This window comes from Klebsiella grimontii (genome assembly GCF_042137965.1).
GTDB lineage: Bacteria > Pseudomonadota > Gammaproteobacteria > Enterobacterales > Enterobacteriaceae > Klebsiella > Klebsiella grimontii.
This window is the reverse complement of record NZ_CP169721.1, coordinates 3,226,696-3,241,011: the sequence shown is the minus strand read 5'-3', so window position 1 is coordinate 3,241,011 and position 14,316 is coordinate 3,226,696. Positions and strand designations below refer to the sequence as shown.

The 14,316-nt window shown below is 57.3% G+C and carries 11 protein-coding genes and 1 other annotated feature; of the genes, 7 read left to right on the top strand and 4 right to left on the bottom strand.

From position 1 onward, the window contains the following. Window positions 1-3: 3 nt before the first annotated feature. Window positions 4-1,599: a bifunctional anthranilate synthase glutamate amidotransferase component TrpG/anthranilate phosphoribosyltransferase TrpD gene (gene trpD / locus ACE3MN_RS15265; RefSeq protein WP_024359433.1), complete on the bottom strand. Its 1,596-nt coding sequence runs from the start codon at window positions 1,597-1,599 to the stop codon at window positions 4-6. After that, a complete protein-coding gene (locus ACE3MN_RS15260; protein WP_004139552.1) occupies window positions 1,599-3,161 on the bottom strand; it encodes an anthranilate synthase component 1 in 1,563 nt (520 codons plus the stop codon). The genes trpD and ACE3MN_RS15260 overlap by 1 nt, the downstream gene beginning before the upstream one ends. A gap of 35 nt (window positions 3,162-3,196) precedes the next feature. Continuing rightward, window positions 3,197-3,292, bottom strand: a sequence feature (Trp leader region). A 227-nt stretch (window positions 3,293-3,519) separates the two neighbouring features. Between ACE3MN_RS15260 and rnm the strand changes: the two genes are divergently transcribed. From rnm to ACE3MN_RS15225, 7 genes are all read left to right on the top strand, one after another. Beyond that, window positions 3,520-4,389, top strand: a complete 870-nt coding sequence (rnm, locus tag ACE3MN_RS15255; protein ID WP_004121271.1) for an RNase RNM — start codon at window positions 3,520-3,522, stop codon at window positions 4,387-4,389. A gap of 9 nt (window positions 4,390-4,398) precedes the next feature. After that, window positions 4,399-5,019, top strand: coding sequence for an L-threonylcarbamoyladenylate synthase (locus ACE3MN_RS15250; RefSeq protein WP_004121270.1), 621 nt, complete (start codon window positions 4,399-4,401; stop codon window positions 5,017-5,019). Window positions 5,020-5,048: 29 nt separating this feature from the next. Further along, complete coding sequence (locus ACE3MN_RS15245; RefSeq protein ID WP_375364089.1) at window positions 5,049-6,947, top strand: DUF2207 domain-containing protein; 1,899 nt, start codon at window positions 5,049-5,051, stop codon at window positions 6,945-6,947. A gap of 228 nt (window positions 6,948-7,175) precedes the next feature. Further along, the gene (gene rluB / locus ACE3MN_RS15240; RefSeq protein ID WP_004121268.1) at window positions 7,176-8,063 is read left to right on the top strand and encodes a 23S rRNA pseudouridine(2605) synthase RluB; all 888 of its coding nucleotides are present in this window, start codon (window positions 7,176-7,178) and stop codon (window positions 8,061-8,063) included. Window positions 8,064-8,228: 165 nt separating this feature from the next. Next, window positions 8,229-9,593 (top strand): MFS transporter, encoded by a 1,365-nt coding sequence (locus ACE3MN_RS15235; RefSeq protein WP_004139545.1) that lies wholly within the window; start codon window positions 8,229-8,231, stop codon window positions 9,591-9,593. 18 nt (window positions 9,594-9,611) lie between these two features. Continuing rightward, window positions 9,612-11,969: a glycoside hydrolase family 3 C-terminal domain-containing protein gene (locus ACE3MN_RS15230; protein WP_064342505.1), complete on the top strand. Its 2,358-nt coding sequence runs from the start codon at window positions 9,612-9,614 to the stop codon at window positions 11,967-11,969. Window positions 11,970-11,985: 16 nt separating this feature from the next. Then, window positions 11,986-12,960 carry an AraC family transcriptional regulator gene (locus tag ACE3MN_RS15225; RefSeq protein ID WP_024359429.1) on the top strand — a complete coding sequence of 325 codons (975 nt, stop codon included), beginning with the start codon at window positions 11,986-11,988 and terminating at the stop codon, window positions 12,958-12,960. Here ACE3MN_RS15225 and cobO read toward each other — a convergent pair. Both cobO and ACE3MN_RS15215 read right to left on the bottom strand, forming a co-directional pair. Beyond that, the gene (gene cobO, locus ACE3MN_RS15220) at window positions 12,932-13,522 is read right to left on the bottom strand and encodes a cob(I)yrinic acid a,c-diamide adenosyltransferase (protein WP_049086326.1); all 591 of its coding nucleotides are present in this window, start codon (window positions 13,520-13,522) and stop codon (window positions 12,932-12,934) included. The genes ACE3MN_RS15225 and cobO overlap by 29 nt on opposite strands. Continuing rightward, entirely contained in the window at window positions 13,519-14,280 is a 762-nt protein-coding gene (locus ACE3MN_RS15215; RefSeq protein ID WP_004121257.1) for a YciK family oxidoreductase, read from the bottom strand. The genes cobO and ACE3MN_RS15215 overlap by 4 nt, the downstream gene beginning before the upstream one ends. Between the last annotated feature and the right edge of the window lie 36 nt (window positions 14,281-14,316).

Genomic DNA, 14,316 nt, shown 5'->3' with positions numbered 1-14,316 from the left:
TATTTACCCTCTTGCCGCTAATGCGGTCACTCTGTCATAGGCCGCTCCGCTGTGCAGCACATCGATGACCTGCTGCGCGTTGGCCTTCAGATCTTCGTATCCATGTAAACGCATCAGCATGGCGACGTTGGCGGCAACGGCGGCTTCGTGAGCGGCCTCGCCTTTACCTTGTAGTAAGCGCGTAAGAATGTCACGGTTTTCTTCCGGCGTGCCGCCTGCCAGCTGCTCCTGATGGTAAGGCGTCAGGCCAAAGTCGGCGGCGGTCAGCTGGTAGCTCTTGATTTCGCCATTGTTCAGCTCCGCGACCACCGTCGGCGCGTGCAGCGACACCTCGTCCATTCCGCCGCTATGCACCACCGCGGCGCGCTGGTAGCCCAGCACGCGCAGGGTTTCCGCAATCGGCAGCACCAGCTCCGGGCTATAAACGCCAATCAGCGCCAGAGGCGGGTGGGCCGGGTTGATCAGCGGCCCAAGCACGTTAAACAGGGTGCGAGTTTTCAACTGCTGACGGACCGGCATCGCGTGGCGGAAACCGGTGTGATACTTCGGGGCGAACAGGAAGCAAACGCCCAGTTCATCCAGCGCCTGGCGAGATTTATCGGCATTCATATCCAGATTGATACCGAACGCCGCCAGCAGGTCGGAAGATCCTGATTTACTCGATACGCTGCGGTTGCCGTGTTTCGCGACCTTCAGGCCGCAGGCGGCGGCCACAAACGCGCTGGCGGTCGAAATATTGATACTGTTGCTGCCGTCGCCGCCGGTACCGACGATATCGGCAAACAGATAATCAGGGCGCGGGAACGGCGCGGCGTTTTCCAGCAGCGCGGTGGCGGCGCCGGCGATTTCCTGCGGATGCTCACCGCGCACCTTCATGCTCACCAGCGCGGCGGCCAGCTGCTCGGGTTTCACTTCCCCGCGCACCACCGCTGAGAACAGCTGATGGCTCTCCTGCTGGCTCAGGGTTTCGGCCTGATACAGTTTTTCCAGAATTGGCTGGAGGGTGTTGGTCTGCTCCAGCTTCTGCAACGCCCAGGCCAGGGTTTGCTCTAGCAGGCGCGCGCCCTGGGTGGTCAGAATCGACTCCGGGTGGAACTGGAAGCCGCAGACGCGATCCGCATCGTGACGCACCGCCATGACCATGCCGTTGAAGTGGGCATTGATGGTCAGCCCCGCCGGAATGTTGCTACCCACCAGCGAGTGGTAGCGGGCCACCGGCAGCGGGTTGCTCAGACCGGCAAACATCGCCTGTCCGTCATGTTCAATACTCGAAGCCTTACCGTGGAGGATTTCGCCGGCCTGGCCGACGTAGCCGCCGTAGGCTTCGACAATCGCCTGGTGTCCGAGGCAGATACCGATAATCGGCAGTTTGCCGCGCATGCGGATCAGCAGCTCCGGCATGCAGCCCGCTTCGCTCGGCGTCCCCGGCCCTGGAGAGAGCATCAGTACCGGGTTTTTCATCGTGCCGATGCGCTCAATCAGCGCCTGCGCCGGGACGGAGTTGCGGTAAATCACCACGTTATGGCCGTTCGAACGCAGCTGGTCTGCCAGGTTATAGGTAAAAGAATCGATATTATCGAGCAGCAGAATGTCGGCCATTAGAAAATCTCCTTCGCGTGGTGGGCCTGGGCGATAGCGCGCAGCACCGCGCGAGCTTTATTACGGGTTTCATCCGCTTCTGACTGGGGAACGGAGTCGAGCACGATACCGGCGCCCGCCTGGACGGTGGCGACGCCATCCTGCACGTAGGCGGAACGGATAACGATGCAGGTATCGAGGTCGCCGTGGGCGGTAAAATAGCCCACCGCGCCGCCGTAGCTGCCGCGACGCTTGCCTTCAGCGGCGGCGATAAGCTGCATGGCGCGCACTTTCGGCGCCCCGCTGAGGGTGCCCATATTCATACAGGCGCGGTAGGCATGCAGCACGTCAAGATCGCGGCGCAGCTCGCCAACCACGCGGGAGACGAGGTGCATCACAAAGGAGTAGCGGTCGACTTTGGTCAGGTCGGCGACGTAGCGGCTGCCCGGCGTACAGATGCGCGCGAGGTCGTTACGCGCAAGGTCGACCAGCATCAGATGCTCGGAAAGCTCTTTATGGTCGGTGCGCATCTCCAGCTCAATGCGGCTGTCGAGATCGCGATCCAGCGAACCATCCGCGCGGCGGCCGCGCGGTCGGGTACCGGCGATCGGGTAGATTTCAATCTGGCGATTGGTGGCATCATACTTGAGAGAGCTCTCCGGCGACGCGCCGAACAGGGTGAAATCGTTGTCCTGCATAAAGAACATGTACGGGCTCGGGTTGCTCTTCTTCAGCACATCATAAGCGGCGAGCGGCGATGGGCAGGGCAGCGAGAAGCGGCGCGACGGCACGACCTGGAAAATCTCGCCCGCGCGAATGGCGCGCTGCATTTTACGCACCACGGCGCCATACTCTTCGTCGCTCTGGTCGCAGTCGCAGCGCATCTCGGCTACCGTGGTTACCGGCAGCGGCAGCGGCGGCTCGTTCAGCTGCTGGCGAAGCTGAGCGATGCGCTGCAGCAGACGCTGCTTTTCGCTTTCCAGCGGCGTAAACAGGCTCGCCTGGATACGGGTGTTTTTGGTCTGATGATCGATAACCAGCAGCGTTTCCGCCAGATAGAAGCAGTAATCCGGGCAGGCGGTGTCGCTTTCCAGCGATGGCAGGTCTTCAAAACCGGCGACCAGGTCATAGGCGAACAGGCCGCCGAAGAACATGGCTTCGCGCTCGTCCTGCGGAACGGTAACCAGTTCCTGCAGCAGGCGAAAAGCGTCGAATACCGAGAGTGAACACAGGCGGGCGTCTTCATCTAGCAGCGCGCTGACCGGGGGAAAGGTTAATACCCGGCTATTGGGCTGACGCTGATTATTGATGCCGGAGGGCAGGGCGCTATCCAACAGTTCCAGCAGCGCCGTACCGTTGGCGGACAATGCGTGAATAGTGACGGTGTCACCAAGTGCGGTAATGCGCAGGGCGCTATCCACCAGCAGCAGGCTCTTTAAATCATCCTTGCTGTCAATATCAGCGGATTCCAGCAGCAGGGTGGCTGGACGCGCGCCGCAGATCTGGTGGAACAATGCGGTGGGGTTTTCCCGATAGATGGCGTCGCTGGTGAGAAGCTCGAGTGCCGGTTTTGATGTTTGCATTATTGTTGTCGCCTGTTCGCTATAATAATTTGTCCAATAAAAAGCCCGCTCATTGGCGGGCCGGGTATCTGTATGCTGAGTGCAAAACGCGATCACGCCGCCCGATAACAGGAGGTGCGCCACCAGCCGTGCAGAGTGATAAATTGCGTTTTCATCGTTGATACCCCTTCATGTGAACTTGCGTACTAGTTAACTAGTCCGAGAGATTAATGTCAACCCCTGTTTGCAGATTTTCTCTCTCTGTCGGTATGATGATGCGCTTATTGATATCCTTAATCACTTAAGCTGCAGAATCACAGTCAATCTGCCTGTGACTTAAAGTATGACGGGTACAGGTTCATGTCCAGCAGGAGTCATCTTGAGCAACACCAATTACGCAGTGATTTACGACCTGCACAGCCATACCATTGCCTCTGACGGGCGACTGACTCCAGAAGAACTTGTCCATCGCGCGCACCAGATGCGCGTCGGCACCCTGGCGATTACCGATCACGATACCGTGGCGGCGATTCCCGCGGCTCAGGCTGAAATTGAACGCGCCGGTTTACCGCTGGCGCTGATTACCGGGGTGGAGATTTCCACGCTGTGGGAAAATCATGAAATTCACATTGTCGGACTGAATATCGATATCGGCCATCCGGCAATGACCGCGCTGCTCGATGAACAGAAAGCGCGTCGCCAGATGCGGGGCCAGCAGATTGCTGAACGGCTGGAAAAAGCGCGGATCCCGGGGGCCTGGGAAGGGGCGCTGAAGCTGGCGGACGGCGGTGCGGTGACGCGCGGCCATTTTGCCCGTTTTCTGGTGGAGGCCGGCTATGCCAACAATATGGCTGACGTCTTTAAGAAGTATCTGGCGCGCGGGAAAACCGGTTACGTTCCGCCTCAGTGGTGTACAATAAAACAAGCGATTGATGTCATTCATCATTCTGGCGGTAAGGCGGTCATTGCCCATCCCGGGCGCTATGACCTTTCCGCCAAGTGGTTAAAACGTCTGTTGGCCCACTTTAGCGAACAGGGCGGCGATGCGATGGAGGTGGCGCAGTGTCAACAGGCGCCGCACGAGCGCGCTCAGCTTGCCGCTTACGCCGTGCAGTATGGCCTGGATGCCTCGCAGGGGTCTGATTTTCATCAGCCCTGCCCATGGATCGAACTGGGCCGCAAACTTTGGCTGCCCGCGGGCGTTGAAGGGATCTGGCGCAGTTGGGAAGTGGCCGTAGAACAAAATTGAGAGGGAAGTATGAGTCAGTTTTTTTATATCCATCCGGAAAACCCCCAGGCGCGGTTAATTAACCAGGCGGTGGACATTGTGCGTAAAGGCGGAGTCATCGTCTATCCGACCGACTCCGGTTACGCTTTAGGCTGTAAAATTGAAGATAAAGGCGCGATGGAGCGGATTTGTCGGATCCGTAATTTGCCAAACGGCCACAACTTTACCCTGATGTGCCGCGATCTGTCCGAGCTATCGACCTATTCATTCGTCGATAACGTGGCCTTTCGTCTGATTAAAAACAATACGCCGGGTAACTATACCTTTATCCTCAAGGGCACCAAAGAAGTCCCGCGCCGCCTGTTGCAGGAGAAGCGTAAGACTATCGGGATGCGCGTGCCGTCGAACCCGATTGCGCAAATGCTGCTGGAAACATTGGGTGAGCCGATGCTTTCCACTTCCTTGATGCTGCCGGGAAGCGACTTTACCGAATCCGATCCGGAAGAGATTAAGGATCGTCTGGAGAAGCAGGTGGACCTGATTATTCACGGCGGCTATCTGGGCCAGCAGCCGACCACGGTTATCGATCTTACCGAAGACGCGCCGGTCGTAGTGCGTGAAGGCGTCGGGGACGTGACGCCGTTCCTGTAATTGTTTTTTATTCCAAGGAAGGAATCGTCGTGAAATGGACATTAATCTGTCGCTTTTTTCTTCTGCTGTGGCTGTTCAGCGTGCCGTTCAGCCCTGCGCATTCTGAGGTTTTATCCCCCTGGCAAGAAGCTATCGCTCTGTTTGACGTTCAGGCTACCATGCGCCAGGACGGCGTGCTGGACGTGCGAGAAAACCTTCACTTCCAGGCGCGCAACAGGCAGATCAAACACGGTTTCTTTCGCGATCTTCCGCGTATGTGGGTGCGGCCGGACGGCAACGCGGCCCTGCTGACGTACCATGTGATCGGCGTGACCCGCGATGGCAAACCCGAGCCCTGGCATCTGCTCTGGCACCGGGGGACGATGAGGATCGTAGTCGGCGATGAGCAAACTTTTCTGCCGGAAGGCGATTATCGCTACCAGGTGCACTATCAGGTCAGCAACGCGTTTATCCGCGATGACGAAGATGATGTGCTTATTTGGAATGTCACCGGCGCCAGCTGGTCGTTCGAAATATTCCAGGTTCGCTTCGCGCTGCAACTAGCGGATGCGCAAGGGGACCCGTTCAGGCAGATCGACTTTTTTACCGGCGATGATGGCGAAAGGTTAAAAAATGGCCACCTTCTGCCGGATGGGTGCATTGAGTCCCGCGAACCCTTCTACCAGCAGGATTTTACCGTACTCTATCGCTGGCCTCGTGCGCTGTTGCCTGATGCCGCAGAGCCGCAGGCGACTCATCTACTCCCGCATCTTTTTATCCCCACGTTATCGTCTTTAAGCGTGTGGATCCCCTGTGGATTAATGGCGGGTTATTTCTTGTTTTTATGGCTGCGCAGGCCGCGTTTTACTCCGGTTGACGTGCCGGTGCTGACGTCAATGTCTAGGGAATTTTCTCCAGGCTATTTGCGTATGGCGGCGAAGCAAACGTACGACGATAAAGGTTTTTGCGCCGATGTGACCAACCTGATTGTGAAGGGGCGGGTGGCGCTGGAGAATGTGCCGGGCGATGAAATGCTATGCTCGTTGGTTCGGGTACGTTCTGGCGCAATTCACACAGGCGATATTCCGACCCAGGAAGAGCAGCTATTGATGGATCTGCTGTTTCATAAGAGCGATAAAGTGGAGCTCAAGGGGCGCTACAACAGAACGCTGCGCAAAGCGTTTAAGCGAATGGATAAATACTATCGTCAGCAGCATAAGGGCGCGGGCTATCGGCCTTTGAGCTTCCTGTTATGCGGTATTGTGGCGATGTTTGCGACTCAGATTCTCGCTAATGCGCAGAGTCTGGGCTGGACGGCCAGAACCTTAACTGCGGATTGGTTTGCGGGTCTTTTCTTCGTTATTCCGCTTCTCTTTAGCAGCGTATTTTTACTGAGCGATAGCGATCCCGGCAAACCAATTCGCAAGCGTCTAATGGCGACGGTGTTGTGGCCGCTTATCGGCGGCGGCCTGATTTTTCTGTTTCTATGGGCGAAAATGGGTTTTTCACTCTTTCAATGGTATATGCCCGCCGGATACTTCAGCGCCTGGTGCCTGTCCGGTTATATCACCGCGCTGGGCTTTTGCCTGCTCCCGCAGCTTACGCAATTGGGCCAGCAGCGCTTTGCCAGAGCTGAAGGGGTCATCCGTTATCTTGGACGGCTGGAGGCAGCAACGCACAGCGGCCCACGGCGCAAAGGCGAATCCCGTTACCTGGATATTTCATTGCTTAGCTGGGCGGTAGCCGCAGGGTTGGGTAAGGCGTGGGCCAATCGCCTGGCTCCATCCCTGGCGGCGGCGATTAAGGCGCCGGAGATAGCCCGATCCGGGGCGTTTTTGACCTTGCAGGCGCATCTGAATAGTGGATCCGCCAGCGCTTTTGGTCTCGGCGGCAGCGGCGGGGGATTTTCCGGCGGCGGAGCAGGAGGCGGCGGCGGAGGCGGATGGTAAGTTGTGCTATCCTCGTAATGCGAAGAAGCATTGATCTTAAAGTTCGTGTACCATGTTCGCCCACGCGAGAAGACGTGTCTCTACTGTGGTCGCTAAAATGGCGCAAAACATGATACGCCTTGATGCAAAATATATATACAGAACATGGTGTTAGAATATTATTTTGCTAACGCCCTGTTTTTCGAAGTATACCAGACGCCTGGGAAGGCGACACCTTAAGGAAGCTCAATGAGCGAGAAATTACAAAAAGTGCTGGCCCGCGCTGGCCACGGCTCCCGCCGTGAAATCGAAGCCAAAATCGAAGCTGGCCGCGTCAGCGTCGATGGCAAAATCGCCACCCTTGGCGATCGCGTTGAAATTGTCCCGGGTTTAAAAATTCGCATCGACGGCCACCTGATCTCTGTGAAAGAGTCTGCGGAACAGATTTGCCGCGTGCTGGCCTACTACAAGCCGGAAGGCGAACTCTGTACCCGCAACGACCCGGAAGGGCGTCCGACGGTGTTCGATCGTCTGCCAAAGCTGCGCGGCGCGCGCTGGATTGCCGTCGGTCGTCTGGACGTGAACACCTGCGGCCTGCTGCTGTTTACCACCGACGGTGAACTGGCGAACCGCCTGATGCACCCGAGCCGCGAAGTGGAACGTGAATACGCGGTGCGCGTGTTTGGCCAGATTGACGATGACAAGCTGCGCCAGCTTTCTCGCGGCGTACAGCTGGAAGACGGCCCGGCGGCGTTCAAAACCATCAAGTTTACCGGTGGTGAAGGGATTAACCAGTGGTACAACGTCACGCTGACCGAAGGGCGTAACCGCGAAGTCCGTCGCCTGTGGGAAGCCGTTGGCGTACAGGTCAGCCGCCTGATCCGCGTGCGCTACGGCGATATTTTGCTGCCGAAAGGCCTGCCGCGCGGCGGCTACACCGAGCTGGACCTGGCGCAAACCAACTACCTGCGTGAGCTGGTCGAGCTTACGCCGGAAACCACCTCTAAGGTCGCCGTCGAAAAAGATCGCCGTCGCATGAAGGCAAATCAGATTCGCCGCGCGGTTAAGCGCCACAGCCAGGTGAGCAATAATAATAACAACCGTCGTTCCAGCAGCCGTAATAACGGTAACGGTTAATTATTCCAGTTCCGGCGGTCGCCGCCGGAATTTTCTCTCTTGTGACTCCTTTCACACTTCTGCATAAAGACAAAAAACGGGAAATCCCCGGACAAATAACGCAAAGCGATGCGCCTGGCTACGCCATATACTGACGCCACTGATTACATTAACAGGTAGCCTAAAATGGAAACAGCAGGAAAACTATCGGCAAGCTATGTGGTTATCGGCGTTAAAGAAAAAATAGGTTATGGATTTGGCGATTTCGCCTCTAATTTATCCTTCGGCTTTGTTTCTCTATTCTTACTTTTTTTCTATACCAATATTTACGGGATTAGCGCCGTACAGGCGAGCCTGATCTTTGTTATTGCCCGCGTGGTTGATGCGGCCTTTAATATTGTGATTGGTTTTGCTATCGATAAAACCCACAGCCGTTACGGTAAACTTCGTCCATGGTTATTGTATGGTTCCATTCCGCTGGGCTTTCTGACGGTGCTCTGCTTTGTGCCTTTCGGCGGTGAGGCCAAATTCTACTTCGCACTGATTTCATATACTATTTATTGCCTGGCCTATACGGCGGTGAATACGCCTTACTCGGCGCTGACCAACCGTTTAACCCAGCATGAAGCCTCCCGTTCATCGCTGTCGGTATACCGGTTTGTACTGGCGATTGTTGGCTATCTGATTGTGTCCACCACCGCGGATAGGCTGATTTCCCCGTTTAGCGATAAACAGCTGGGCTATGTCTTCGCCGTCTCTTGCTTTGCGCTGCTGGCGACGTTTTTGTTCCTTGCCTGTTTCGGGATGACCAAAGAGCGCGTTGGCGAAGAAGAGGAACAGACTCCGGCGCCGACGCTGCGGGAAATGTTGAAGGCGGTGGCAGGGAACGCGCCGCTAATTAACCTCTCCATGTTCACCGTCTTTTTTTATATTGCCTATACCGTGTGGATGGCGATCGCTATTTACTTTATCAAATATATCATTGGTAGCGAAGGTTTTACCTCCACCTTCTTTATGATTCAGTCGGCGGCTTATATTGTCGGTACCGTTATTTCGGAAAAAATTATTGCGTTGATAGGTAAAAAGAAAATGACGCTGGTGGCCCTGTTAATCGGCGTGGTGGGCGTACTGATGCAATATTTTATCGCCGGCGACAATATCTGGCTGATCATGACCGGCGTGTGTCTGTATAGTATTACGCTGGGGATGGGTTTCGTTTCAATGTGGTCAATGATTGCCGATACCGTGGAATATGCCGAGTGGCACCATGGGGTGCGTACCGAAGGCGCAATTTACGGCTTTTTTAATTTCATCACTAAAATAGCGATGGCCATCGGCGGCGGCTGCGCGGGATGGATGCTGGACTATTATCACTATGACGCGGGCAATATCACCGCCAGCGCGATTAACGGCATTAACGTACTGATGACGCTATTTCCCGGCGCGATGTTTGCCCTCAGCGCCCTGTTTGTCGCCTGCTATTCGCTGGATGAAAAAACCTATCGCGATATTGTGCAAAAGATCAGCCTGCGTAAACAGAACGCGCTTTAACCTCAGGGAGCCAGAGAGATGAGTAACGATTTTAACACCACCCTTGCCGCGATGAGCGCGGAAGAGAAAGTGGCGCTGTTGACCGGCAGCGGCCTTTGGCGCACCGCCTCGCTGCCGCAGCACGGTATCGAAGATATCATTATGACCGACGGCACTTATGGCGTGCGCTACAGCAGCGCGCAGATTGATGGCCGGGAAAAGTGGAGCATGGATGATTTTATCTCGGTCATCACCCAAACCGCAGACCAGGCCAGCGTGGAAGAGCCCGCCGCGAAAGGGGGCAGTGAAGCGCTGTTCAGCACTTCGCTACCGGCGACCTGCTTTCCAAACGGCTCCAGCCTGGCCTGCAGTTGGGATGTGGAACTGGTGCATCAGATGGGGCAAGCGCTGGGGCGAGAGTGTCAGCAAATGGGCGTCGGGATCCTGCTCGGGCCCGGCATTAATATTCGCCGCACGCCGCTGGCCGGGCGCGGCTATGAATATTACGCCGAAGACCCGGTGGTCAGCGGTGACATTGCCGCAGCGTTGATCAACGGTCTGCAGCAGGAGGGCGTCGGCGCCAGCCTGAAGCATTTTGCGGCCAATAACTCGGAATTTCGCCGCACGGAGATGGATTCGATCATTGAAGAGCGGGCGCTGCGGGAAATTTACCTGGCGGGTTTCCAGCGGGCGATTGCAAAATCCCGGCCGTGGACGGTGATGTCCTCCTACAATCGTCTTAACGGCGTACAAACTTCGCAGGATCCGTTTTTACTCACTCAGGTATTGCGCGATGAGTGGGGATATGACGGCCTGGTGATGTCCGACTGGTACGGCATTAAAGATCGTCCCGCTTCGTTGATGGCGGGCAACGACCTGGCGATGCCGGAAACCCGCCGCGATAAACAAACCCTGCTGGCGGCTATCGAAGCCGAAGAGGTGCCGATGGCGGTGGTGGATCGCGCCTGTCTACGCATGCTGGAACTGCTCGACAAGGTTCAGCGCCATCGCCGCCCGCAAACGCGAGCCGATTTTACGGCGCACCACGCGCTGGCGCAGCGGCTTGCCGGTGAATCTATCGTCCTGCTGAAAAATGAAGAGGCTCTGCTGCCGCTGCGTTCGGAGAAAACACCGCGCATCGCGGTGCTGGGTAAACCGGCGCAGGAGCCGGTGATTCAGGGATCCGGATGCGCGACCACGGTACCGTATCTTCTCGATCGCCCGCTGGATGAAATTTTCGACCTCGCCGGGGACGATTTTAGCGTTACCTGGGCCGTAGGCGCGCCGGACGATCTGCGCGATGATGAACAGGCGCTGGCGCAGGCCTGCAGCGTGGCACAAGAGGCTGACGTGGCGGTACTCTTCGTCAGTACCGCCGTAGGCGAAGATGGCGAAAACGGCGATCGTCAGGATCTGCATATTCTGCCGGTGCACGAGCGGTTGATTCGTGAAGTCGCCGCGGTCCAGCCAAATATCGTGGTGGTGCTGGCGAATAGCGATGCGGTGGTGATGCCGTGGCTTGGCGAATGCAAAGCGCTGCTGGAAACGTTTTTTGCCGGTCAGGGGATGGGGCGCGCGGTGGCGGAAATCCTCTTCGGCAAGCGTAACCCCTGCGGCAAGCTGACGGTAACGGTGCCTAATTCCCTGGAGGAAACCCCGGCCTGGCTACACTATCCGGGCGAAAACCTGCGCCACTACTACGGAGAAGGGCTTTTTGTCGGCTATCGCTATTATGACAAACGTCGCCTGATGCCTCAGTTTCCGTTTGGTTTTGGCTTAAGCTATACCCGGTTTGCCTACGATAATATCGCGCTGTCAGCCTCCCGATTAGGCGCAGACGAGACGCTTACGGTGTCGTTCGACCTGACCAACTGCGGGGAGTATGCGGGTAAAGAGATCGTCCAACTGTACGTCAGCGCGCCGAAGGGGGAGCTGATTCGCGAAGTACAGTCATTAAAAGCGTTCAGCAAAGTGGCGCTGGCCGCCGGAGAATCCCGGCGCGTAAGCCTGCAGCTGCCCATTGCCGAACTAGCCTGCTACCATCCGGGTCTTGGCGACTGGATGGTGACGCCGGGCATCTGGCAGATCCGCGTCGGCGCCTCATCCCGCGATCTGCCGTTAACGGCGGAAATGGAGGTAGATTGCCCGCAGCGGTACGTCCCGCTGCGCGATGATAACTCTCTGCAACAGCTGATCCAGCAGCCGGAGGCCTTTGCCCGCGTCGTGACGCTGATTGCCGATAAGAGTCAGATACCAGCGGAGCAGGTGCGTGAAAAATTGATTCGCCTGGCGCCGGATCTGTTCTGCGGACTGCTGATTGCGCTGACCGAGTTCCTGGCGCTGGATATTGAGCGCGACGAGCTTAACGCGGTGCTGGCGGGCGCTCATCATTGCTAATGACAGGAGAGTGCGCATGTTCCCTTTTTCAGTGACTCATCCTCGTTCGGTCAGCCAGACCGGCCGACAGACGGTGAACAGCGGCTACGAGCTGATTGCCTTTGATGCGGAGAAGCTGAACGTGTTTGCCGCGGAGGTTCGCTACTGCGAGCCTCACTGGCATCCGGCTCCGGAGCTGATTACCGTGCTGGCGGGGCGATTTACGCTCTCTGTCGGCCAGCAGAGCCTGGAGCTTACGCAGGGGGATATGCTGTACATCAATGCCGAAGAGGTCCATTCGCTTAGCGCGGAGGAGGCGGGCAGCCAGCTGGTCACCGTCCAGTTTTCACCCGGCCTGTTTGATGAGCTTCATCCCTCGCCGCAGCTGGACTGGAATACCTGCGGACGATCTTACTCTACGGCAGACAGTGAGGTGCACCTCCGGCTGGCGAGGCTACTGGAACAGCTAATCGATAACCACGCGCCGTTTCAGCGCATCGCGGCGATTTATCTGCTGCTGGATGCGGTCGTCTGCGCCGGAAAGCCGACGCGGCGCGGCGAAAGCTCGCTGCGCGACGAGGCGATGATCAAAAAAGGCATTGATTTTATCAATCAACACTTTGATCAGCCGCTGACCCTGAGCGAGGTCGCCTGCCATAGCGGGATGAGCTACTCCTGGTTTTCGCGGTTGTTCAAAAAAGTGAGCCGCTATAATTTTAAAGAGTACCTGACGCTGGTGCGGCTAAACAAAGCCCGCACTCTGCTGCGCGATACGCGCACGCCAATCACTGAGATCAGCCACAGCTGCGGCTTTCAGGAGCACAAGTCTCTAATTGCCGCCTTTAATAAATACTGCGGCGTCACGCCAACCGAATACCGTAAGCGCTTCGTCTCGCGGCAAAATATTCCCGAAAGCGAGCTGGCGCTGGGGGAGGATTGCCTGTGCCTGCCGCTCAATCATGGGCTGCTCGAGCGGCTGGCGGCTAGTAGTCGATCCCTATCTGCGCCTTGATCCCGGCATCGAAGGCGTGCTTAACCGGACGCAGTTCGCTAACGGTATCGGCCAGTTCGGTAATTTCACGGTGGCAGCCGCGGCCGGTGATAATGACCGTCTGGTGCGCCGGGCGGTTGCGCAGCGCGGTAAGCACCTCTTCCAGAGGCAGGTAGTCGTAGGCCACCATATAGGTGAGCTCGTCCAGCAAAACGAGGTCGAGGCTTTCATCGGCCAGCATTCGGCGCCCGTGCTCCCAGACTGAAAGGCAGGCGGCGGTGTCGCTTTCGCGATCCTGCGTATTCCAGGTAAAACCGGTCGCCATCACCTGAAATTCGACGCCGTGCGGCTCGAGCAGGTTGCGCTCGCCGTTTGGCCAGGTGCCTTTTATAAACTGCACGACGCCGGCCTTTTTACCGTGCCCGACGGCGCGGGTAACGGTGCCAAAAGCGGCGGTGGTTTTGCCTTTACCGTTACCGGTAAACACGATCACGATGCCGCGTTCTTCCTGCGCGGCGGCGACGCGAGCGTCAACTTTCTCTTTTACCCGCTGCTGGCGTTCGCGGTGGCGTTCATCACTCATTGTGCGATTCCTGGTTTGCGGCCCGGCTGGGCGTCAAAAGTCATTCCCGTCTTACGGCGGCTGTCGTCGCCCATCAGCCACAGGTAAACCGGCATGATATCAGCGGGGGTTTTCAATTTTTGCGGATCTTCCGTTGGGAAGGCATTGGCGCGCATTTTGGTGCGCGTGCCGCCGGGGTTGATGCAGTTAACCCGCAGATGACGGCTCTGATACTCTTCGGCCAGCACCTGCATCATGCCTTCGGTGGCGAATTTAGATGCGGCATAAGCGCCCCAGTTGGCGCGCCCCTGACGGCCGACGCTGGAGGAGGTAAAGACCAGCGAACCCGATTCGGATTTAAGTAATAAAGGAAGCAGCGCCTGGGTGAGCATAAAGGTGCCGTTCACGTTTACCTGCATGACCTGCTGCCATACTTCCGGCTTTTGCCGATCCATCGGGCAGACATCGCCCAGCAGACCCGCGTTGTGTAGTACACCGTCGAGGCGCGGATAGTGGATGGCGATCTTCTGCGCCAGCTGTTGGCACTCCTGCGGCGTGCAGGTTAACAGGTCGAGAGTGAACCAGCGGGCGGGAATGCCACCCGCTTGCTGAATCTCGTGCGCAACGCTGCGCAGCTTCTCTTCATTACGGCCGACCAGGATAACGCTGGCGCTATAGCGGGAATAGGTCAGGGCGGCTTCACGGCCTATGCCATCGCTGGCGCCGGTAACCAGGATGATGCGATCCTGTAACAGGTGACGTTGCGGTTGATAGTGCACGGCGACTCCTCGGGCGATCGGCAGGCGATCGCGCTT